Here is a 22,904-nt window from a genome sequence, read left to right on the forward strand (position 1 = left end):
CTAAGTTTAGCGGTATGGCGCATCTGGACCCCAATATCAGCGAAATTCGCCCGGTTATCCGGCAGCTTGACGAAGCAGCCATCAACCGGATTGCCGCAGGTGAAGTGGTCGAACGTCCGGCCTCAGCCGTAAAGGAGCTGGTGGAGAACGCGATCGATGCAGGGGCGACCCGGATTGCCATAGATGTCGCCGATGGTGGCAAAACCGTGATTCGTGTAACGGATGACGGGTGCGGGATCGCAGCCTCGGATTTGCCGCTGGCATTGTCCCGGCATGCCACCTCGAAGATCGATGGCTCGGATCTGTTGAACATCCACACCTTCGGGTTTCGGGGTGAAGCGCTGCCCTCGCTGGGGGCTGTCGGCCGCCTGACCATCACCAGTCGGGTGCCGGGGGCGGATGCCGCGCAGATTCACGTCGCTGGTGGCAAGATCGAAGCGGTGAAGCCCGCTGCCTTGCGCGCAGGCACCGTGGTCGAGCTGCGTGATCTGTTCTATGCCACGCCCGCGCGGCTGAAATTCATGCGCACCGACCGGGCCGAGGCGCAGGCGATTACCGACACGGTCAAACGTTTGGCAATGGCCGAACCGGCGATCACCTTCACCCTGCGCGATGTCTCGGGTGGGGGTGAAGGCCGCGTGACCTTCCGTGCCGATCGCGAAAATGGCGATCTGTTCGACGCCCTGCACGCACGTCTGGCCCGGGTGATCGGGCGCGAGTTTGCCGAGAACGCCCTGCAGATCGACGCCACGCGCGAAGGGGTCCGGCTGTACGGCTACGCCGCCCTGCCCACCTATTCGCGGGGCGCGGCAGTGGCGCAGTATCTATTCGTCAATGGCCGCCCGGTCCGTGACAAGATGCTGACCGGTGCACTGCGGGCCGCCTATTTCGATTTCCTCAGCCGTGATCGCCACCCAGCGGCGGCGCTGTTCATCGACTGCGATCCGACGCTGGTGGATGTGAACGTGCATCCCGCGAAATCCGAGGTCCGGTTCCGTGACCCCGGTGTCGCGCGCGGGCTGATCGTGTCTGCCCTGCGGCATGCTTTGGCTGACGCGGGACATCGGGCATCTTCGACCATTGCCAACGCGACTTTGGGGGCGATGCGACCGGAGCCCTCGCAACCCACCCCGGCGCGTGTGTACCAAATGGATCGACCTTCACCAGCCGCGCGACAAGCGGCCTATCAGGCGCAGTCGCCGGGATTTTCCGAGCTGTCCAAGGACTATAGCGGCAGCGTCGTGGAGCCTGAGCCGGTCGCGATTGAAGAGCCCTCGCATCAGGACCTGCCCTTGGGGGCTGCGCGTGGGCAGGTGCATGAGAATTACATCATCGCTCAGACGGCGGATGGCATGGTCATCGTCGATCAACATGCGGCGCATGAGCGCTTGGTCTATGAAAAGCTTAAGACACAGATGTCGGAGAAAGGGGTCGCTGCGCAGGCATTGCTAATCCCCGAGATCGTGGAACTGTCCGAAGCTGACTGCGCTCGGCTGATGGCAGTCGCCGACGATCTGTCTCGCCTCGGTCTGTCGCTTGAGCCTTTCGGCGGTGGTGCCATCGCAGTGCGCGAAACCCCTGCCATTCTTGGTGAGGTCGATGCGCGCGAAATGATCCTGGATATCCTTGATGAGCTGGCCGATCAGGGCGAAAGCCAGACCGTGCAGGCGCGGATCGAGGCGATACTCAGCCGTGTGGCCTGCCACGGGTCCGTCCGCTCGGGTCGCCGGATGCGGGCCGAGGAAATGAACGCCCTGCTGCGCGAGATGGAGGCGACGCCCCATTCCGGTCAGTGCAACCACGGTCGGCCCACTTACGTGGAACTGAAACTGGCCGATATCGAACGTCTGTTCGGGCGCAGTTGATCCCGCTTCTGTGACGCGGTAAGAAGAATAAAACAAGAACAATTGAGGCGACATGATCGAGATTGCCGGAACCCAATATGCGTTGAACGACCCCGTGATCCTGATCGGCGGTGCTTTGGTCGCGCTGATTCTAGTGCTGCTGTTTCTGTCCCTGCGCGCGGCGCAGCGGTCGGCACGGATGGCTGAGCCGCTGGCGCGGCAAATGGCGCATCTTGGACAGCATGTGCAGCAACTTGGGCAGGGGCAGGAGCAATTGCGCGGCGGCCTCCAGCATGTCTCGGACACGCAGGCCAATGCGCAGGTGCAGGTGATCCAAACGGTCGAGTCGCGGCTGTCCTCGGTGCAGCAGCAGATGAACGACAGGCTGGCGGACAATGCGATGAAATCGGCGCGTGCTTTGGCCGAGATGCAGGAGCGGATGAAGGAATCGCTGCATGGATCATCGAAACAGACCGCGACCTCACTGACGCAATTGCAGGAACGTCTGGCGGCCATCGATAAGGCGCAGGACAATATCACCAAATTGTCGGGCGATGTGCTGTCGCTGCAGGATATTCTGTCGAACAAGCAAACCCGTGGCGCGTTCGGGGAAATTCAGCTGAACGACATCGTTTCCAAAGCGCTGCCGACCGACAGCTTTCAGCTTCAGGCGACGCTGTCGAACGGACGGCGAGCCGATTGTCTGATCAACCTGCCGAATCCTCCGGGGCCCATCGTGATCGACAGCAAATTCCCATTGGAAGCCTATGAGGCGCTGATCGGATCGACCAATGATGTCGAATTAAAAGCGGCCGCTCAGATGTTCCGCAGCACCGTGCGCAAGCATATCAACGACATTGCCGAGAAGTACATTCTGGACGGTGAAACCGCCGATGGCGCGCTGATGTTCCTGCCGTCCGAGGCGGTCTATGCCGAGCTGCACGCCAAATTCCCCGAACTGGTGCAGGAGAGTTTCAGCAAACGCGTCTGGATCGTCTCACCCACGACCTGCATGGCGACGCTGAATACGATGCGGGCGATCCTGAAAGATGCTCGGATGCGTGAACAGGCTGGGGCGATCCGTAAGGAGCTGGGGTTGCTGCACAAGGATGTCGAACGGCTGGGTGACCGCGTTTCCAATCTAGACCGTCATTTTGGGCAGGCGGCCAAGGATATTTCGGAAATCAAGATCAGCGCCGAAAAAGCGGGTCGCCGGGCACAGCGACTGGACAATTTTGATTTTGAGGAGCTCGCGCCGGACGATCACAGCAATGTTGTGCCGCTGGGTAAGACCGAAGGGTAATCTTCAGCGTCAGATGCGAAGAAAGGGCTGAAACAGTCGCGGCATCAGCTTGCTGAACTTCAAAGGCGCATCGGTCACGGCCAGACAGATGCAATCTTCTGACATGTCTGCTGTTGGCGTGTGATGCAGGTCTTCGTCCGCGATCTCGACATCGCCACGGGCAAAATGGTCGACCTCATCCGAAAACGCTCCTTTCAGCACCATCGTCAGTTCCACGCCCTTGTGGCTGTGATCCGGCACGGCGGCGCCTGCGGGAATGAACAGCAAGCGGGCGGTTGCCTCGCGCGTTGTCGGCAGGATTGCCTGTTTCACACCCATGCCAATCGAACGCCATTTGATGTCGTTCACGTCTCCACCCACGTAATCCTGCAGCGGCGCAGGCAGGACCGAGCAACCGGGGCGCGCGGGTTTCGCAACCGGGGCACCTTGCGCGATCAACGCCATCGTTGCGGCCAGGGAACCATCGCTCAGCTCGGTCACGTCCTGCTGGTCCTGCAGGACACAGCCACCAACAGCGTCAAAGCTTCCCGCGCGCGCGCGGCAATGGTCGCACAGCGAAAGGTGCGTGGCGACCATCAGGTCGAAGGCCTCGGGCAACGTACCGGCGGCGTAGGCCATCAGCAGGTCGTCGGTCAGGTGGTGTTTGATCTTGTTACTCATCATCGTCATCTCAATTCATCGCATGGCGCAAGCGGTCCAGCGCCAGCCGTATCCGTGATTTGATCGTGCCCAGCGGCAACCCGGTCTGAGATGCGATTTCTCGATGGCTCAGATCGCCGAAATAGGCTTTCTCAATTAGCTCTCGTTGCGCGTCTGGCAACGCGGTCAACGCGTCACGCAGCAGCGCGGTTTCTTGTTGCAGCACCAGAACGTCGTCCTGTTCCGGCTCTGCCTCGGGGCCCCATCCCAAATCTTCGGGTTCGGGCCGACGTTGCTTGCGCAACACATCGATGCGCTTGTTCCGAGCGATCGTGAAAACCCAAGTCGCCACGGTCGCTCGTGTCGGATCGAACAGATGCGCCTTGTGCCACAAGGTCGCCATCACCTCCTGCGCGCACTCCTCAGCCAAAGCGGCGTCAGATCCCGACTTCATCAGGAACGCTTTGACCCGAGGCGCAAAGTGCTGGAACAACTCGGCAAAGGCCGCTTGATCCTGCGCATCCCGGATTCGGGTGACATGGGCCACCCATTCGGTTCTGGTCTTGCAACTTCCGTTCGCTCCGTTCACCGGTCTGCCCCTGCTGCGTTTCTTCGCGCGCCAGGGTTTCAGAGCAGGGCCGTCGCCCACCGGTTCATCCAAGCTCGCGGTATCGATCTCGGTAAACATAACCACAATACGCAGGCAGGCCCAAGCCGGATCAGTTTACGGGGTTATTTTAATCCGAACTGGGTTCGATTTCGTAGTGAATTGATATAACATCCATGGAAAACAAAGCCGTTTGAACGGTTTGCAGGCAGAACGGAAAAGACCGGATGAACAGGGTCGACCACATCGCTGGCCACACGTATCACGGGCGCAAAGGCGCGATTGAGAACGCATTTCGCTATTCGATCGACTATATCCTTCTGAACCCCGAAGTCCCACCGGCCACCCCGCTTCTGTTTTCGGTCAATAAACCCAATGTGACGAACTGGCGGGATCGGGACCACGGCGGGTTGCCGCACAAGGGACAAGGTGCGAAATGGGTGCGTGCACGTTTTGACGAACTCGGGGTAGTCCAGCCACAAACCTTGTTGTTGCTGACCCAGCCGCGGACGTTTGGGCATGTGTTCAACCCGGTCAGCTTCTGGTTTTGCTTCGACGAAGATGAACAGCTTTATGCCGTTGTGGCAGAGGTGACCAACACCTACGGCACGCGCCATTGCTACCTGTGCCACAATCCAAATTTTGCGCCCATGCAACCCTCAGATCGGGTTGTTGCGGACAAGCTGATGCATGTCTCTCCGTTTCAGGAAATTAAAGGCACCTATACATTTCGGTTCGATTTTCGGCCCGATCGAGTGGGCGTGTGGATCGACTATGGGCGCGAGAACGGCGGTTTGATTGCCACGCTGACAGGGCCGCGCACGCCATTGACCGATCGGGCGATAATTTGGTCGCTGATCCGCCGTCCGTTCGGCGCACGGCGCGCATTTTCGTTGATCGTTTGGCAAGCGCTCAAGCTTAAGTGGAAAAATGCCAAGTTTCGCCCTTTCCGGACTGCTCCGGTCCCGGACCATCCCATTTCGCGTGTCCGTAAGCCTTAGCCCTGCGAATTATTTGCTCAAGATCAAAGACTCGGCGCGCCGGGGGTGGTTTTGCTAGTTTCAAAGACGCGAACACGAAGGAGTCGGACGATGTTGGAAATCTCGGCAAGAAAGATCGCTCAGGTTGCCCTGATGGGGCGTGAACTGGACCGGGCCGAGGGCGAGCTGCGCGCCTTTATCGACCGCATGAGCGAAGATGAGCAGGCCGAACTGGTCGCCGTCATGTGGGTCGGTCGCGAGAGCTTTTTCGCGGAAGATCTGGCCGAGGCGATCCAGACCGCCAAGGCCGAAGCCTCAACCCCCTGCGCCGATTATCTGATTGGGACCCCGCATCTGTCCGACCATTTGGAAAACGGCTTGGATGCGCTGGGAATTTCGGCAGAGGACGTGGAAAACGATCTGATGTAGGCACGCTGTTCCTGCGGGCTAGACCTGGGTGTGGACAACCTGAGAACGACCTGTTTTAGGTTGAGCGAAAATACTTAAGGTTGTTTGAATGACGATTGAAACGCCCTCAAAGGGTTCCAACCGCACACGTGTCATAATCCGGCTTCTTGTCGTTCTGGTTCTATTGGGAATTGCCGGGGTTAGCATTCTTGGCAAAAAACACGAAGAATTGGTGCTGACGTGCAACCTTGTCAGCGACGATCCCCAGAAATCGCTCGAAGCATGCGATTTTCTGTTGAAATGGACAGCGCGAGAGCCATCGACTCGCTCATTGCTGTACCGGCACCGAATGCGCGCGCATATGGTTCAGGGCGACACCGACGCGGCATTGCGCGAGGCCGAACTGGCCATTGCCGCCGATCCCCAAAGCGAAATTCCACTGCAGTGGAAGGCGTCAATTTTGGCCGGAAAGAAAGACTTTGCCGCAGGGTTGGAGGTCATCAATACCGCTCTGGAGCTTTCTCCGGGCAATGACTATTCGTTGGAGACAAAGGCGAAGTTTCTGCGTCGTATGGGCAAGTTTGAAGAAGTTGAACCCTTGGTCGAAGACGCGGTTGCAAACTATCAGGTTGGGCCATGGGCCTGGAGCTATGCCGGGTATTTCAGGTTGAGGGCAAAGGCATATGCGTCGTCCGCCGAAGCATTTGCACAAGCGCTTCGCTCGGAGCCGCTCAACAAATACGACAGTCGAAAATTCATGGAAGCCTGCCGTCTCGCCGGACAGGATTGCCCAGTGCTTTTTCCCGACCATACTGAGACCTACGAACCGCAAAACTGCCAAGACATATATGCCGAGTTCGGCAAATGGTATCCTGCATTTGACGAAGGGGGCGGACAAGGGTCGGGATATGATGCGCTAAAACGGTTCTTTGAAGAGGATCGTGAACATGCCGCGTTGATTGCACAGTATGGCTATTGGGCGATTGTAAATAGGTATCAGAAATTCCCAGTTCCGGATAACGCACAGGAGCTCATTTTTCACCACTATCTTATTCACTGCGTCTCCAACGGAGAATTTCGTTATATAGATCGCGGCTATGATGTCGAAGAACGGCAGCGGCAAGAGGCCCGGGTATTCGGCTCGCAGTTTGAAAAAAACCTGATTGATCTTGCAGAAGTGCAACTGCGCGCATCGGAAGACGCGCGACAGGCAAACAAGATTAACGAACCTTAATACGGCAATCGGGGCTCGTTAACATCCGCTTCCTTAATCAAGAGTGTGAAGGCAAACGCACTTTGGATTTTGGAGGAAATCAAATGACATACGCACACACCTCAGAAGCTCAGAGAAAGCCGTTCTTTTCAGGGTTGTTCGAAAACTATGCCGAAGCAAAGGTCGAATCCTACCGTCGAGGGCTTGTGGCTCAAACTGCGCAGACGTTGGAATGTCTGAGCGACCGTCAACTGGCAGATATCGGTGTCCCTCGCGCGGAAATTCGTCAGCGCGCCTATCAGAGCGTCTATCACGGAACCCCATACCGCCATTAACGGGGTTTCCCGTTAACGATTTGTCAAAGGAGGTCACAAGTCATGTTTGATGTTATTCCGCCGACCACCCAACCCGCCCCGGCCGCGAGTGCCATGCTGTTGTTTGATCGGGCAATGCGCATCCGTGCAATCAGCGCCGATATCGTCAAGGCGGCGCAATATCTGGACAGCCTCTCGGATCAGCAACTGTCCGAATTGGGGATCAACCGCAGCGATATCGAGGACACGATCCGACGATATATCTGAACGCAACAACGTCTGAGGCAATCATGTCCGATCCGGAGGATTGAAAGCCATTCCAGTTTCCCTGGGATGGCTTTTTCTTTGCGCGGCTCAGGCCAGATGATCCACTACTTGCAAGTGCTGGGCCAGCGTGTCGATCTGAGCCATCCAGTCCTGCACCAATTTCGGGTCGCTGGGGGCGGCGTGAACGCCAGCCGGGATCGCGCGGTTCAGAACGGCCTCGATGGCCAGCGAGACCGGGACTGAGACAAGCCGCGCCATCGCAGTGCCGCGTGCGTCGCCCCATGCGTCCATGACGTAGGTTTTGTGCCAGACCGGGATGCCGTCTTTTTCGGCCTTCAGACCTACGCACAGAACCACGCGGTCCGGCTCGCCCTCGTCATAAGCGTTTTCTGCCCAGAACTGATCCGACATCTCTTTCAGGCGCGCGTCGCCTGCCGGGCCGGAGAGTGTTTCGATCTCGGTGAACACGTCGGACCAGGCATCGGCCCAGCCGTTTAGGCGCAGGGTACCACGGACGAATTCCTTGACCGGCCAGTGATCCTCGAACTGGTATTCAGCCATGAAGGGGATCGAGTCGCGGTTCGGGTAGACCTCAAAGCTTTCGGGTGTCGGCAGCGGTGCGATGTAGCTGCTGATGGCGTCCCAGGGGCGGGCGACGTCCAGCGGTGCGTAGTCGCGGATTGATTTCGACGGCGAGCGCAGCGCTTTCAGAACGCCCAGCGGCGACCAGCTGAACTTGTACCGAAATGGGTTGGGGTTTTTCGGGATGCCGCCGCAATAGGAAATAAAACTCAGGTGGTTTTTCGCGTCGAACGCGTCGGACGCGCGATAGTCGGCGACTAGCGCGTGCGCCATCAGGTGATCGATCCCAGGGTCCAGGCCAACCTCGTTGACCAGTGCAACACCAGCTTCGCGGGCTTTGTCGTCCAGCGCGCGCATTTCGGGGGCGATATATGACGACGAGACGAAATTCGCTCCCTTCGAGATCGCCAATTCCGCCAGCGGAACGTGCCAGTCGCCCGGCAGCATGGATACGATCACGTCGCCCTGCTCCAGCACTTCGCCCAACGCGCCAATGTCAAAGGCGCGGATATCGTCGGTCAGGTCTCCGACCTCGGCTTTGGCCTTTTCAATCGTCCGATTCCAGACGGTGACCTTGTGGCCGCCTTCGATCAGGCGGCGCAGGCCGGGAATGGCCGACAGGCCGGTGCCACACCAATGGATGGTCATGCGTAAGCTCCTTTCCGGCTGTTCAGCCGAATTTCAGTTTCGCGGTCACGATTGCGCCGACAAGAAGGATGGAAATCACATTGCCCAGGATCAAAGGCCAGGCGGCGATCATCAGCCCATAGATCAGCCACAGGGTCAATGTGGACAGGATCAGCAAGTTTGCCGGCAGAGACAGATCCTTCGTCTCACGCGTGCGCCAGGTTTTCAGGGTCTGGGGCAGCCAGCAAACCGTGCCAAGTACAGCCGCAGCGCCGCCGATCAGGTGTTCCATGGGCTCTCTCGCCTAAACATGTTTGCGGAATTCTTCATCGGCCCGACCCCAGACGCCGCTGTCCAGATCGGTCAGTGTCAGCAGCGACGGCAGCAACTGCGCAGCATAATCTTCGGAACTTTCGACCGGCAGCATCGAGGGCAGGTTGTCGATGGCCATCACGTCCATCACCGGATCGGTCGCCACGCGCAGCGCGGGCGCGTCCCATGTGGTGGCGCGGTCATAGACCGGCACCGGATTGTAATCGCTGTCCGGGTCACAGGCCACGTCGCCGATGGCAGTCAGGTTGCGCGGCGCGCTCAACGCATCGCGCAGGACAAAGACCGGCGTGCCGGGGCGCGCGAAAATGCAGTTCAGGAACAGATCATGGTCGAGGATTTCGGGGAAGGGGCCTCCGCTGGCGGTCTCAGCCATGTCCCATTTGGTAACCGAAACGCCCATCGCCTCGCACATATCCGCAGCACCGGTGCCAACACGGCCCAAGGCGCCGATGACAATGGCGCGGGGGCGGGTGCCGATGGCGTCCAACTCGGCCAGCAATTCGGCGTTCAGTGCGTCTTTGTTCGGATACACCCCGACCGGTGGGCATTCCTGCCCGCGCCGCTGCGCGGCCCATGTTTTCAGCGTGACCGCGGCACCCGCATAACCCGCCCAATAGCCAAAGGCGGCGACCCGGCGGCCGTCTTCGTCCACCAGATATTCCAGATCATAGAGCGTGCCGCCACCGGCCTTGAACCGTTCCAACAGCGCCCGGCCCGAATGCTGCCCTTTGTAGGCATGGCCGAACATGATGTGTCGATGAGGCAAAGGCGTGCCATCTTCGGGCAGTTCTTTTAGGCCGAATATGATCGCATCCAGCGGGGCCTCGGGCCACGAATTCTCAGCCGCGATCGCACAGCCCGCATCCCTGTACCCCACAAGCGGCATTGCGCGGACGGAACTTTCTTCGACCGTCACCCGGATACCTGCGGCAATCAACGCTGCGGCACCCTCGGGCGTCAGTCCAACCCGTTCTTCGTTGGGGCGTTGTTCGGCCCGGACCCAGAGATGTGTCATTGCAATTCCTTGTGTCAGAGCATGCCTGCGGCGCGTACCGCCTGAACCGACGGGCGCGCCTCCATCGCCTCACGGAAGGCAATGATCTTGGGAAAGGCAGAAACATCAACGCCGTCGCCTTCCAACCAACTGCACACCACATAAAGATACGCATCGGCCTGCGAGAATGCTTCGCCCAGAACAAACGGTCCGCGCAAACCGTTGGACGAGATATAGGCGCAGGAGTCAGTCATTGTCTCGGCAACCTTGGCGGTCATGTCCTGCCAGCTGGCTTCCTTGTCCGCCCACCGATGTCCGCGCATTTTATGCGCATGGTTCACATGCATGGTCGAGGCGAGGTAATACATCACCTCGCGCATCCGCGCCGCCATCACCGGGTCCTTCGGCACCAATCCTGCATCGGGCGCGACCGCGGCCACATAGTCCAGCAGAGCCCCGGTTTCGGTCAGTATTCCGCCATCGACCGCCAGTGCCGGAACGCGGCCTTTGGGGTTGATCTGGTGATAGGCGGGTTTTGTCTGCTCGCCCCCTGCAAAGTCCAGCTGGATGGCTTCATAACTCAATCCAGCTTCTTCCAGGGCGATTGCAACGGCGACCGAGATGGTGCGGGGCGCGTAATAAAGCTGCATTGGGGGGCCTCCTTAAAGGTGGGTTTGCGCGTATTGCCGGTCGGGTGCTTCCAGATGCGGAACCGCGTTGAACAGGACCGGGCTAAGCTGCGCGCCAATCGGGTGCAGACGATGCATTGACGTGTTCATGATGGCAAGCGCCACCCGTGCCATCGCCGGAATATCCAGCCCCATCGCCTGCCGCACGACCATCGAGATCAACCCGCCCGAGGTCACCACGATCGCAGGCCCACCTTCGGTTCCGATCTCGCGCAGTGCATCGCGAACACGGGTTTCGAACTGATCGAAAGTTTCGGGTGCGTCCTCGATCTCCCCATTGGCCCAGGCGGCGAACGTTCGCGGCAGGTGTTCGACAAACCCTTCGCGGTCGGTCGGTACCGTGACACCGTGCTGCTCCTCGTAGAGCTTCGCGAGGTTGAAATATTCGATCTCGTTCAGCCGTGCATCGCGGATCGGTTCGGACAGGCCCATACTGGTCGCGGTTTCCACGTGCCGTATCAGGGTTCCACAATAGACGCGGGGGTAATGCGCGCGCGTGTGCTGCAAATGCGCACCCAACCAGCGCGCCTGCTGGTGGCCCAGATCACTGAGCTTGTCATAGTTAACCTCGTCCCGCGCGGTTGTGTTCGCCTGCCCGTGACGCACCAATGTGATATGTGACATGTCGGTCCCTCTTGCGCGCAAGTCTTAGGGCAGGTTCCGGGCAGGGGCCAGAGGGGTTTCGCGATGGTCAGAAAAATTCCTAGCCCCTCGGTCGTTTCTGGCTATGGTCAGCGCGGACATGGGGAGGGAGGGGCCGATGCCTGTCGATAGCAAAAGATTTCTGGCCGATCTGCACACGCTGCGGTCGTTTGGCGCGTCGGGCGTTGGAAAAGGCGTGATCCGCCCCGCCTATTCCGAGGCAGATATCGCAGCGCGTCAGTGGCTGTCTGAACGTATGGTCGAAGCCGGTCTGACCCCGCAATTCGACCCTGTGGGCAACCTGTTTGGTTTGGCCGAGGCGCAATCTCTGCTCATGGGCTCACATTCCGACAGCCAGCCCGAGGGCGGGTGGCTGGACGGTGCGCTTGGTGTGATCGCGGCGCTGGAGATCGCGCGATCCAGCGACCGACCCATTTCGGTTGTCAGCTTTGAGGACGAAGAAGGGCGTTTCGGGGTCACAACGGGATCGGCCGTCTGGTCCGGTGGCTTGCCCTTGGAAAAGGCGGACGGCCTGACGGATGGTGCCGGGATCAGCTTTGGCGCGGCGCGGTCCGCGATGGCAGATGCGTCACACGGGTTTGTCGATGCTGATCGCTTCACGGGCTTCATTGAAATGCACATCGAACAGGGCCCCGCACTGGACGCCGCAGGTGAACAGATCGGGGTTGTAACGGATATTGTCGGCATTCGTGACATGTCGATCACCTTCTCGGGTCAGCAGAACCACGCGGGCACCACACCTATGCATCTGCGCCGCGATGCGTTTCAGGCGCTGTCTCTTTTCAACGCGCGGCTCAATGAGCGGTTTCGCAATGTGGTGACTCCGCAGACCGTCTGGACCATTGGACGCGTCGATGTTCATCCCAATGCGTCCTCGATTGTGCCGGGTCGTGTTCGGTTTTCAATGCAGTGGCGGGACGGTGACGCCGACCGGCTAACGCGGATGGAAGAGATCATCCGCGCAACCGCGCACGAAGTATCGGATGAGCTGGCGATGAGGTTGGACTATGGCCGGATGCTCGGGCTGGAGCCCGTCTCAACGGACGCCACGCTGCGCGCAGCATTGGAGACCGGTGCCGAACAGGTCGCGCCGGGCAAATGGCGCAACATGCCGTCGGGTGCGTTGCATGATGCCACAAACGTGTCCCGCCTGATGCCGGTTGCCATGCTGTTCGTGCCATCCATCAATGGAATCAGCCACAATTTTGCGGAAGATACTGCTGAAGAAGATCTGGTTGCGGGTCTGAACGTCCTGGATCGTGCCGTCCAATCGCTCGGCTGAGACGGACACAGGATTACTCAAGCTCATGATAAATATCGTTAAAATTCTCACTATCATGACGCCGAGAATTGACCGAACGCCGAGCTCGAATAAAGTTACCTAAGGTTCAATGAGAGATGTTGCCTAACGGAAAAAAGTTTCCTATAGGAACATTATTGATGCATACGCCCGCATACCGACTTGCCCCAACCGTAACGGTGACCGGAAATCCGGGGCTGAATCGTTGCAAAAAATGCAGCTTGGGTCAGACTGCCGGATATGCGTACCGACCGTGAAATGCACAGAAGGTGACCGCGATGACTGACGCTCCGAAACGCACTCCGTTGTATGACCTGCATGTCGAACTCGGCGGAAAGATGGTTGATTTCGCCGGATGGGAGATGCCGGTTCAGTATCCATTGGGCATCATGGGGGAACATAAGCAATGCCGCGAAAAGGCAGCGGTGTTTGATGTCAGCCATATGGGCCAGGTGATCCTGCGCGGTGACAATGTGGGCGAGAAGCTGGAAGCACTGTGCCCGCAAGCCTATGCCACTCTGAAAGAGGGCAAGGCGCGCTACGGATTCTTTACGAATGCGGAAGGCGGGATCATGGATGACCTGATCGTGTCGAACGCGGGGGATCACTACTTTGTGGTGGTGAACGCGGCGCTGCGCCATCAGGACATTCCCCACATGAAAGCCCATCTGGACGGCGTCGAAGTAACCGAAATCTTTGACCGCGCTCTGGTGGCGGTTCAAGGTCCCAAGGCCGAGGATGTGGTTGGTGCTCTCTGCCCTGCGGCCCGCGATCTGAAGTTCATGGAAACGGCGGTTGGAGACATCCTCGGCGTTGAATGCCGCATCTCGCGTCTGGGCTATACCGGGGAGGACGGCTACGAGATCTCGATCCCCGAGGACAAGGCAATTGAGGTCACACGCGCATTTCTGGCGCATGAGGATTGCGAGGCGGCGGGTTTGGGTGCGCGCGACAGCCTGCGGCTTGAGGCTGGGCTGTGCCTCTATGGCAACGACATCGACCAGAGCACCTCGCCGATTGAAGCCAGCCTTGGCTGGGCCATTCAGAAGCGCCGCAAGGAAGAAGGCGGCTTTCCCGGCGCGGACCGAGTGCAGAAGGAACTGGCCGAAGGGCCTGCGCGCAAGCTGGTGGGCATCAAGCCCGAGGGCCGTGCCCCCGCGCGTCAGGGTGTGGAAATTCAATGTGCCGAAGGCAATACTATCGGTGAAATCACCTCGGGCGGGTTTGGCCCCACGGTCGGAGGACCGGTCGCGATGGGCTATGTATCTGCAGGCCATGGTGAGCCGGGCGAGACCGTCAATCTGATCATCCGGGGTAAACCGCAACCAGCTGAGATCGTGGCGCTGCCCTTCGTCACCCAGAATTACAAGCGTTGAAGTCAGGAGAGAGAAGCATGGCAACCTATTATTCCGAAGAGCACGAGTGGATCGACGTCGATGGCGACACGGCCACTCTGGGCATCACCAAACACGCGGCAGAACAGCTGGGCGATGTGGTCTTCGTGGAACAGCAGGAAGTGGGTGACACGTTTGAAAAAGACGGCGAGATCGGCGTGATCGAATCCGTCAAGGCCGCGTCCGAGCTTTACGCCCCTGTCGATGGCGAGATCATCGAAGTGAACGAAACCCTGGCCGACAATCCCGGCGCGCTGAACGAAGATCCTGAAGGTGAAGCCTGGATCTACAAGATCAAACTCACCGACGCGTCGCAGCTCGAAGATCTGATGGATGAGGCCGGCTACAAAGAGTTTATCGGCTAACTCTCACGGGCGGATCTTTGAACGGATCCGTCCTTCATCTGGCTAAAAATATCCCCGCCGGAGGCTCCTGCCTTAGCGGCTTGTTGAGACATTCCTGAAGGAGCGTACCAATGGCTTTCAAACTGACCGACTACGAAGCCTATGACTTCGCCAACCGCCGCCACATTGGTCCCAGCCCGACCGAGATGCGCGACATGCTCAAGGTGATCGGGTTCAAAACGCTGGACCAGTTGATTGACGCCACGGTTCCGCCCGCGATCCGCCAGAAGGAACCGCTGGACTGGGGTCCGGCGATGACCGAGCGCGATGCGCTGTTCCATATGAAAGAGGTGGCGAGCAAGAACAAGGTTCTGACCTCGCTGATCGGTCAGGGCTATTATGGCACTACGACGCCTGCGCCGATCCTGCGCAACATCCTGGAAAACCCGGCCTGGTACACAGCCTATACCCCCTATCAGCCCGAGATCAGCCAGGGCCGTCTTGAGGCGCTGCTGAACTTCCAGACCATGGTCAGCGACCTGACCGGGTTGGACGTGGCCAATGCCTCCTTGCTGGACGAAGCCACCGCAGCCGCCGAGGCTATGGCGATGGCCAAGCGCGGTGGGCGTTCGAAAGCCAACAACGCGGCCTTCTTTGTCGACAAGAACTGCCATCCGCAGACCATCGCAGTCATCAAAACCCGCGCTGAGCCTCTGGGCATCGACGTGCAAGTCGCCGATCCGGACACGCTGGATGCGGGCGCGGTGTTTGGCGCGATCTTCCAGTATCCGGGCACCCATGGTCACGTGCGCGACTTCACCAAGGAAATCGCAGCGCTGCATGAGCACAAAGCCATCGCCATCGTCGCCGCCGACATCCTGTCGCTGGCCCTGCTGAAGTCACCGGGTGAGATGGGCGCGGATATCGCCATTGGCTCAACCCAGCGCTTTGGCGTGCCGATGGGCTATGGCGGCCCTCACGCCGCTTATATGGCGACCACCGACAAGCTGAAACGCGCGATGCCCGGCCGGATCATCGGTGTATCCATCGACAGCCGAGGCAACAAAGCCTACCGTCTGGCCCTGCAGACCCGCGAACAGCATATCCGCCGCGAGAAGGCCAACTCGAACGTCTGTACGGCGCAGGCGCTCTTGGCCGTTATGGCCTCGATGTATGCGGTCTATCACGGTCCCGACGGGATCAAAGCCATCGCGCAATCGGTGCACCGCAAAACCTCGCGTATGGCCGTCGGTCTTGAAGAGGCGGGCTTCTCGGTCGAACCCGAAGTGTTCTTTGACACCATCACGGTCGAGGTGGGCCATTTGCAGACCACCGTCATGGAGGCCGCTGTTGCCCGGGGCATCAACCTGCGCAAAGTCGGTGACACGAAAGTGGGCATCAGCCTGGATGAACAGACCCGCGCTGAGACGATTGAGGCGGTTTGGGGCGCCTTCGGCATCGACCGTCAGGATGACAGCTCGAACGTCGCCTACCGCCTGCCGGATTACGCCCTGCGCGAGACGCCGTATCTGACCCACGAGATCTTCCACAAGAACCGGGCCGAGGCCGAGATGACCCGCTATATGCGCCGTCTGGCTGACCGTGACCTGGCGCTGGACCGGGCGATGATCCCGCTGGGCTCGTGCACCATGAAGCTGAACGCCACGATCGAGATGATCCCGGTCACCTGGCCCGAGTTTGGCAATCTGCACCCGTTCTGCCCCGAATATCAGGCGCAGGGCTATCACGAGATGATTGCCGATCTGAACGACAAGCTGTGCCAGATCACCGGCTATGACGCGATCTCGCAGCAGCCCAACTCGGGCGCGCAGGGCGAGTACGCAGGCCTTCTGACTATCCGCAACTATCACTTTGCCCGCGGCGAAGGGCACCGCAATGTCTGTCTGATCCCGACCTCGGCGCATGGGACCAACCCGGCCTCGGCGCAGATGGTGGGCTGGCAGGTGGTGCCGGTGCAATCGGATGAGAACGGCAATATCGACCTTGCGGACTTCCGCGCCAAGGCCGAGAAGCATTCCGACCATCTGGCCGGCTGCATGATCACCTATCCGTCCACTCATGGCGTGTTCGAGACCACCGTGCAGGAGGTCTGCCAGATCACCCATGATCACGGCGGTCAGGTCTATATCGACGGCGCCAACATGAACGCCATGGTCGGCCTGTCGCGCCCCGGAGACATCGGCGGCGATGTCAGCCACCTGAACCTGCACAAAACCTTCTGCATCCCCCATGGTGGTGGCGGCCCCGGCATGGGTCCGATCGGCGTCAAGGCTCACCTGACCGAACACCTGCCCGGCCACCCGGAATACGGCACCGCCGTGGGTCCGGTCTCGGCGGCGCCCTTTGGGTCTCCGTCGATCCTGCCCGTCTCATGGGCCTATGTACTGCTGATGGGCGGCGCGGGCCTGACGCAGGCGACCAAAGTGGCGATCTTGAACGCCAACTACATCGCGGCGCGTCTGAGCGAGGCCTATCCGATTCTCTACACGTCCGAGACAGGCCGCGTGGCCCATGAATGCATCCTCGACACCCGTCCGCTGGACGCCGAGGCGCATGTGACCGTCGACGATGTCGCCAAACGTCTGGTCGATTCAGGCTTCCACGCGCCGACCATGTCCTGGCCGGTGGCCGGAACTCTGATGGTCGAACCCACGGAATCCGAGCCCAAGGATGAGCTGGACCGCTTCTGCGACGCCATGCTCTCGATCCGGGCCGAGGCGCAGGACATCATCGACGGCAAGATCGATGCGGAGAACAACCCGCTGAAAAACGCCCCCCATACGGTGCGTGATCTTGTCGGAGACTGGGATCGCCCCTACACCCGCGAACAGGCGTGTTTCCCGCCGGGTTCGATGGGCGTCGACAAATACTGGTCGCCGGTCAACCGCGTCGACAACGCGTACGGCGACCGAAACCTCGTCTGCACATGCCCGCCCATGGACGCATATGCAGAAGCTGCGGAGTAAATCCAAAACCCTGCCCTGAAACGGGCAGGGTTTTTCGCTTATCGGAAACCTGTGTTCTGAATTGTGCTTCTTCCCCGTGTCGTTTTCTGACTGCCAAGCGTCTTTTTCGCTTGCTGCATCTGCGAAGGCCGCATACCCCTGTCCGTGGGACACCCCTCCCCAACGAGGGGCGTGTATCTGGAAGGGTAATACACATGAATATCGAACAACCGGTCACGCGGCCGGAGAATCCGCGTTTTTCCTCGGGCCCTTGTGCCAAACCCCCCACATTTGATCTGTCCAAACTGGCCGATGCCGCGCTGGGTCGTTCGCACCGCGCAGCTGTTGGCAAGGACAAGCTGAAGGCGGCCATCGAAGGCACGCGTGAGGTGCTGGGTATTCCGGCGGACTACAAAATCGGCATCGTTCCCGCATCCGACACCGGCGCGGTCGAAATGGCGCTGTGGTCGTTGCTGGGCGAACGCAAGGTCGAGATGCTGGCGTGGGAGAGCTTCGGCGCGGGTTGGGTCACGGACGTGGTCAAGCAGTTGCAGATCGACGCAGAGGTGAAGACCGCTGACTACGGGCAGATCGTTGATCTGGCCTCGATCGATTTCGCCAATGACGTGGTGTTTACGTGGAACGGTACGACCTCGGGCGTGCGGGTGCCCAATGGCGACTGGATCGCGGATGATCGTCAGGGTCTGACGATCTGCGACGCAACCTCGGCGGCTTTTGCGATGGACCTGCCTTGGGACAAGCTGGATGTGACCACCTTCAGCTGGCAGAAAGTACTGGGTGGGGAGGCTGCGCATGGGATGCTGATCCTCAGCCCCCGCGCGGTAGAGCGTCTGGAAAGCTACACACCTGCGTGGCCGCTGCCCAAGATTTTCCGCCTGACCAAGGGCGGCAAGCTGATCGACGGAATCTTTACCGGGGCCACGATCAACACGCCGTCGATGCTGGCGGTCGAAGATTACCTGTTCGCGCTGGACTGGGCGCGCTCGGTCGGCGGTTTGCAGGGTCTGATCGCCCGTGCGGACGCCAATGCCGATGCGGTGCATGCGTTCTGTGATCATAACGATTGGATTGCCAATCTGGCCGAGGATGCGGCGACGCGGTCGAACACGTCGGTCTGTCTGAAATTCACCGATCCGCGCATTCTCGATGGTGCGACATTCGCCAAAGCTGTGGCCAAGCGGCTGGAGGCTGAGAATATCGCGTTGGACATCGGCGCCTATCGTGACGCGCCTGCGGGCCTGCGCATCTGGTGCGGCGGCACGGTCGAAACCTCGGATATCGAGGCGATGTTGCCGTGGTTGGCCTGGGCCTTTGAGGCCGAGATCGCTGCGCAATCGGCAGCCGCCTGACAAGATTTTTCGACGAAAAATCTGGGCCCGCCTGTGGCCCGGACCATTCCCCAGAATTCAAGGACCAGAGATATGGCCCCCAAAGTACTCGTATCTGACAAGCTTAGCGAAACCGCCGTGCAGATCTTTCGCGATCGCGGAATCGATGTGGATTTCATGCCCGATCTGGGTAAGGACAAGGAAAAGCTTGCCCAAGTGATCGGCCAGTATGATGGCCTTGCCATCCGCTCGGCCACAAAGGTCACGCCGACTCTGTTGGATAGAGCCGACAATCTGAAAGTCATTGGTCGGGCCGGGATCGGCACTGACAATGTCGACAAGGATGCGGCCTCTAAGAAAGGCGTGATCGTGATGAACACGCCGTTTGGCAACATGATCACCACTGCCGAACACGCCATTGCGATGATGTTCGCTGTGGCGCGGCAAATCCCCGAGGCCAGCACCTCGACCCATGCGGGCAAGTGGGAAAAGTCCAAATTCATGGGGATTGAGCTGACCAACAAGACACTGGGTGTGATTGGTGCGGGTAATATTGGCGGGATCGTCTGCGAACGTGCGCTGGGTCTGAAGATGAAGGTCGTCGCCTATGACCCGTTCCTGAGCGCCGAGAAAGCCGCCAAGATGGGTGTCGAAAAGGTCGAACTGGACGAACTTCTGGCGCGGGCGGATTTCATCACGCTGCATGTGCCGCTGACGGATCAGACCCGCAATATTCTCAGCCGCGAGAATCTCGCCAAGACCAAGAAAGGCGTGCGCATCGTCAACTGCGCCCGTGGCGGACTGGTTGACGAAGATGCGCTGGCCGAGATGCTGCAATCGGGTCATGTCGCTGGTGCGGCCTTTGACGTGTTCAGCGAGGAACCGGCCAAGGAAAACGCCCTGTTCAACCTGCCCAACGTGGTCTGCACGCCGCATCTGGGTGCGGCCACGACCGAGGCGCAGGAAAACGTGGCATTGCAGGTGGCCGAGCAGATTTCGAACTATCTGTTGACCGGTGCGGTCGAAAACGCGCTGAACATGCCCAGCGTGACGGCTGAAGAAGCCAAGGTCATGGGGCCATGGATCAAGCTGGCCGGACACTTGGGCAGTTTCATCGGTCAGATGACGGATGAGCCGATCAAAGCGATCAACATCCTTTATGATGGCGTCGCTGCCGAGATGAACCTTGCCGCGTTGAATTGCGCGGCGGTGGCGGGGATCATGAAAAAGTTCAACCCCGAAGTGAACATGGTCTCGGCCCCCGTCGTCGCGAAAGAGCGGGGCATCCAGATTTCGACCACCAACCAGGACAAGTCGGGCGCGTTCGAAGGGTACATCAAAGTGACCGTAGTGACCGAAAAGCGCGAGCGGTCCATCGGCGGCACTGTGTTCAGTGATGGCAAGCCGCGGTTCATCCAGATCAAGGGTATCAATATCGATGCCGAGATCGGGGCGCATATGCTGTACACAACCAACGAGGACGTGCCGGGCATCATCGGTGCCTTGGGTCAGACGATGGGCGAAAACAACGTCAACATCGCGAACTTTACGCTGGGCCGGTCGGAAGCCGGGGGTGAGGCCATCGCCTTGCTGTATGTCGATGAACCTGTCCCGGCTGAGGCGCGCGCCAAACTGGCCGAAACAGGCCTGTTCACGCAGATCAAGCCGCTGGAATTTGACGTCGCTTCGTGAGGCGATGTTGATTTTCTGAAGCAGATCGACGCCCGCGCCGGAAAAAGGTGCGGGCGTTCTCTTTCGTTCCTTGGGTTTTCGCGGCACAAGACATGCGAAACCAATGAAAAAGGTTGCGCCATGACAGCCCCTATCTATGCCATCGGTGATATCCACGGGCAGATTGACATGCTGAAGGACGCCCTTGCCCGCATCGAAGCCGATGGTGGCCCGGATGCGCGCATCGTTTTTCTGGGTGATTACACCGATCGCGGGCCGAACAGTCGGGGCGTGCTCGATCTTCTGATTGATGGAAAGCGCGCGGGCCGGAACTGGGTCCCGATCAAGGGTAACCACGACCGGATGTTTACGTTGTTCATGCAGGACTATCCGCTGAATGACGCCCGCTTGCCGATCGACTTGCACTGGTTGCACGACCGGATTGGTGGAATAGAAACGCTGTCATCCTACGGTCTATCAGTGACAAAGTCTGATCGGATCTATCAGGTCCATGAACACGCACGCGCCGCCGTGCCGAAGGAACATCTGGACTTCCTCAATGACCTGCCGATTTATCATCAGGAAGGTGAATTGTTGTTTGTCCATGCCGGTCTAAGGCCAGGGATTCCTTTGGAGCAGCAGACCGAAGATGACATGGTCTGGATACGTCAGGAATTCCTGGAAGCCTATAAGCCCTATCCCTGGCTGGTCGTACATGGACACACCCCGGTCGATCGTCCCGAACATTGCGGTAATCGCGTGAATCTGGATTCCGGGGCCGGATATGGCCGCCCGCTGACGGCGGCTGTGTTCGAGGGGCGAGACTGCTGGGTTCTGACGGAAAAGGGACGCGTTCCGTTGCGGTCTACTCGGTTTTGAACCGGTCGCCGTAACTGTCCCGAAGAACGTTCTTTTGCACTTTTCCCATCGTGTTGCGCGGCAATTCATCGACTAGGATCAGCTCGCGCGGGTGTTTGAAACGGGCGAGCTCTTGCTGCACTGCGATCTCTATTGCGCTTAGATCCGGTGTTTGATTTGGCGCGGGTACCAGGATGGCCAGCACCGCCTCTCCGAAATCGGGATGAGGTACGCCGATAACAGCGCTTTCCAGAACACCGGGTTGATCGTCCAGAACCAGCTCAATTTCCTTGGGATAGATATTGTACCCGCCCGATATGATCAGGTCCTTGCCACGTCCGACGATATGAACATAGCCGTCCTCGTCCACGCGCCCCAGATCGCCAGTGATGAAGAACCCGTCTTCACGCAGTTCGGCCGCGGTTTTCTCGGGCATTTGCCAATAGCCCTGAAAGACGTTCGGACCGCGCACCTCGATCATTCCAATTTCACCTTGTGCCAAATCTTCACCTGTGTCCGGATCGGTCACCTTTAACTCGACATCAGGCAAGGGAAACCCAACCGTCCCAGCGCGGCGTTCTCCGTCATAAGGGTTCGAGGTGTTCATATTGGTCTCGGTCATGCCATAGCGTTCAAGGATGCGGTGACCGGTCCGTGCTTCAAACCGCTCATGTGTTTCCGCCAGCAGCGGGGCCGAGCCAGAGATGAACAGCCGCATATGTTGCGCCAAATCGCCGGTAAAGCGATCATCGCCCAGCAATCGCGGGTAGAATGTGGGGACGCCCATCAGCGATGTGGCCTCGGGCATCAGTCGTAGGATGGCGTCGAGATCGAACTTCTGCAGAAAGATCATTGATCCGCCTGACGCCAAAACAACGTTGGTCGCGACGAACAGCCCATGCGTGTGAAAGATCGGAAGGGCATGCAGCAAGACGTCGTCTTTTGTAAAGCGCCATTGCTGAACCAGTGTTTGCGCGTTTGACAGCAGGTTACCTTGTGTCAGCATCGCCCCTTTGGACCGTCCTGTCGTCCCCGAGGTGTAAAGAAACGCCGCAAGATCATCCTGCGTTCGCCGAACCGGTTCAAACGCGGGCAACATCCCAAGGGCGCGGCGCATCAGACTGCCTGATCCGTCGGCATTCAGAGTTGCCAACCGCGCGTTCTGGGCCTGCGCGATCGGGGTCAGACCATCCTCATTCGCAGCGTCGCAAACGATCAGCGAGGCTTCGCTGTTCTCGATGAAATAGGCCAGTTCGTTGGTCGTGTAAGCCGTGTTGAGCGGCAGGAAAATCAGCCCCGTTTGGGCGCAGGCCGCATAAAGCGCCAGCGCCTCGGGGGATTTTTCGACCTGAACGGCCACACGGTCCCCGGGTTCAAGGTCCATCCCGGTCAGCGCGTTTGCGATGCGGGCGGCCATGTCCAGAAATTCCGCATGGGTCAGGGTTGTTCCGTCCTGCAAATGCAAAAACGGTGTCGCCTTGCCTGCATGAATGCCAAAGAGCTGGTCGTAAAGCGGGTTGCCCATCGCAAATGTCCTCGGGGGTGGATCACAGCCTCGA

At 59.3% G+C, this 22,904-nt stretch carries 22 protein-coding genes; 14 read left to right on the forward strand and 8 right to left on the reverse strand.

The features are described from left to right. The first annotated feature begins 14 nt into the window (after positions 1–14). Both mutL and ACR0CR_RS10505 read left to right on the forward strand, forming a co-directional pair. Positions 15–1,865, forward strand: coding sequence for a DNA mismatch repair endonuclease MutL (gene mutL, locus ACR0CR_RS10500; RefSeq protein WP_480598745.1), 1,851 nt, complete (start codon positions 15–17; stop codon positions 1,863–1,865). A gap of 52 nt (positions 1,866–1,917) precedes the next feature. Continuing rightward, the gene (locus ACR0CR_RS10505; RefSeq protein WP_480598748.1) at positions 1,918–3,147 is read left to right on the forward strand and encodes a DNA recombination protein RmuC; all 1,230 of its coding nucleotides are present in this window, start codon (positions 1,918–1,920) and stop codon (positions 3,145–3,147) included. 9 nt (positions 3,148–3,156) lie between these two features. Here the strand turns inward: ACR0CR_RS10505 and ACR0CR_RS10510 are convergent, their stop codons facing one another. Next, positions 3,157–3,807 (reverse strand): ChrR family anti-sigma-E factor, encoded by a 651-nt coding sequence (locus tag ACR0CR_RS10510; protein ID WP_480598750.1) that lies wholly within the window; start codon positions 3,805–3,807, stop codon positions 3,157–3,159. A gap of 10 nt (positions 3,808–3,817) precedes the next feature. After that, entirely contained in the window at positions 3,818–4,333 is a 516-nt protein-coding gene (locus ACR0CR_RS10515) for a sigma-70 family RNA polymerase sigma factor (protein WP_480599118.1), read from the reverse strand. Between the two features lie 287 nt (positions 4,334–4,620). Here ACR0CR_RS10515 and ACR0CR_RS10520 point away from each other — a divergent pair, with 287 nt between their 5' ends. The 5 genes from ACR0CR_RS10520 (at position 4,621) to ACR0CR_RS10540 (ending at position 7,575) form a co-directional block, all read left to right on the forward strand. Then, positions 4,621–5,394: a DUF1365 domain-containing protein gene (locus ACR0CR_RS10520; protein WP_480598752.1), complete on the forward strand. Its 774-nt coding sequence runs from the start codon at positions 4,621–4,623 to the stop codon at positions 5,392–5,394. A gap of 90 nt (positions 5,395–5,484) precedes the next feature. Next, on the forward strand, positions 5,485–5,802 hold the full coding sequence (locus ACR0CR_RS10525; protein ID WP_480598755.1) for a DUF3775 domain-containing protein: 318 nt from the start codon (positions 5,485–5,487) through the stop codon (positions 5,800–5,802). An 88-nt stretch (positions 5,803–5,890) separates the two neighbouring features. Then, positions 5,891–7,015 carry a tetratricopeptide repeat protein gene (locus ACR0CR_RS10530; RefSeq protein WP_480598757.1) on the forward strand — a complete coding sequence of 375 codons (1,125 nt, stop codon included), beginning with the start codon at positions 5,891–5,893 and terminating at the stop codon, positions 7,013–7,015. An 83-nt stretch (positions 7,016–7,098) separates the two neighbouring features. Beyond that, complete coding sequence (locus tag ACR0CR_RS10535) at positions 7,099–7,329, forward strand: DUF1127 domain-containing protein (protein ID WP_480598760.1); 231 nt, start codon at positions 7,099–7,101, stop codon at positions 7,327–7,329. A 42-nt stretch (positions 7,330–7,371) separates the two neighbouring features. Beyond that, positions 7,372–7,575 (forward strand): hypothetical protein, encoded by a 204-nt coding sequence (locus ACR0CR_RS10540; RefSeq protein ID WP_480598762.1) that lies wholly within the window; start codon positions 7,372–7,374, stop codon positions 7,573–7,575. An 87-nt stretch (positions 7,576–7,662) separates the two neighbouring features. On the opposite strand, the gene ACR0CR_RS10545 is transcribed toward ACR0CR_RS10540, so the two are convergent. The 5 genes from ACR0CR_RS10545 to ACR0CR_RS10565 are packed head-to-tail and all read right to left on the reverse strand — an operon-like array spanning position 7,663 to position 11,424. Next, positions 7,663–8,805, reverse strand: a complete 1,143-nt coding sequence (locus ACR0CR_RS10545; protein WP_480598764.1) for a saccharopine dehydrogenase family protein — start codon at positions 8,803–8,805, stop codon at positions 7,663–7,665. 22 nt (positions 8,806–8,827) lie between these two features. Next, complete coding sequence (locus tag ACR0CR_RS10550; protein ID WP_480598767.1) at positions 8,828–9,076, reverse strand: SemiSWEET family sugar transporter; 249 nt, start codon at positions 9,074–9,076, stop codon at positions 8,828–8,830. 12 nt (positions 9,077–9,088) lie between these two features. Then, positions 9,089–10,132: a saccharopine dehydrogenase gene (locus tag ACR0CR_RS10555; RefSeq protein WP_480598769.1), complete on the reverse strand. Its 1,044-nt coding sequence runs from the start codon at positions 10,130–10,132 to the stop codon at positions 9,089–9,091. Between the two features lie 14 nt (positions 10,133–10,146). Further along, the gene (locus tag ACR0CR_RS10560; protein WP_480598772.1) at positions 10,147–10,761 is read right to left on the reverse strand and encodes a glutathione S-transferase family protein; all 615 of its coding nucleotides are present in this window, start codon (positions 10,759–10,761) and stop codon (positions 10,147–10,149) included. 12 nt (positions 10,762–10,773) lie between these two features. Continuing rightward, on the reverse strand, positions 10,774–11,424 hold the full coding sequence (locus ACR0CR_RS10565; protein ID WP_480598775.1) for a histidine phosphatase family protein: 651 nt from the start codon (positions 11,422–11,424) through the stop codon (positions 10,774–10,776). A gap of 136 nt (positions 11,425–11,560) precedes the next feature. Here ACR0CR_RS10565 and ACR0CR_RS10570 point away from each other — a divergent pair, with 136 nt between their 5' ends. From ACR0CR_RS10570 to ACR0CR_RS10600, 7 genes are all read left to right on the forward strand, one after another. Further along, a complete protein-coding gene (locus ACR0CR_RS10570; protein WP_480598777.1) occupies positions 11,561–12,745 on the forward strand; it encodes a Zn-dependent hydrolase in 1,185 nt (394 codons plus the stop codon). 296 nt (positions 12,746–13,041) lie between these two features. Next, complete coding sequence (gcvT, locus tag ACR0CR_RS10575) at positions 13,042–14,139, forward strand: glycine cleavage system aminomethyltransferase GcvT (RefSeq protein WP_480598780.1); 1,098 nt, start codon at positions 13,042–13,044, stop codon at positions 14,137–14,139. Between the two features lie 17 nt (positions 14,140–14,156). Then, positions 14,157–14,522, forward strand: coding sequence for a glycine cleavage system protein GcvH (gene gcvH, locus ACR0CR_RS10580; protein ID WP_480598783.1), 366 nt, complete (start codon positions 14,157–14,159; stop codon positions 14,520–14,522). A gap of 110 nt (positions 14,523–14,632) precedes the next feature. Next, positions 14,633–17,488: an aminomethyl-transferring glycine dehydrogenase gene (gene gcvP, locus ACR0CR_RS10585; RefSeq protein WP_480598785.1), complete on the forward strand. Its 2,856-nt coding sequence runs from the start codon at positions 14,633–14,635 to the stop codon at positions 17,486–17,488. Between the two features lie 194 nt (positions 17,489–17,682). Then, complete coding sequence (locus ACR0CR_RS10590; protein ID WP_480598787.1) at positions 17,683–18,837, forward strand: phosphoserine transaminase; 1,155 nt, start codon at positions 17,683–17,685, stop codon at positions 18,835–18,837. Positions 18,838–18,909: 72 nt separating this feature from the next. Continuing rightward, positions 18,910–20,508, forward strand: coding sequence for a phosphoglycerate dehydrogenase (serA, locus tag ACR0CR_RS10595; protein WP_480598789.1), 1,599 nt, complete (start codon positions 18,910–18,912; stop codon positions 20,506–20,508). A gap of 120 nt (positions 20,509–20,628) precedes the next feature. Beyond that, complete coding sequence (locus tag ACR0CR_RS10600) at positions 20,629–21,366, forward strand: metallophosphoesterase family protein (RefSeq protein WP_480598791.1); 738 nt, start codon at positions 20,629–20,631, stop codon at positions 21,364–21,366. Here the strand turns inward: ACR0CR_RS10600 and ACR0CR_RS10605 are convergent. After that, positions 21,353–22,870, reverse strand: coding sequence for a malonate--CoA ligase (locus ACR0CR_RS10605; RefSeq protein WP_480598793.1), 1,518 nt, complete (start codon positions 22,868–22,870; stop codon positions 21,353–21,355). The two genes, ACR0CR_RS10600 and ACR0CR_RS10605, sit on opposite strands and share 14 nt — an antisense overlap. Between the last annotated feature and the right edge of the window lie 34 nt (positions 22,871–22,904).

Source organism: Ruegeria sp. AM2 (genome assembly GCF_056540685.1).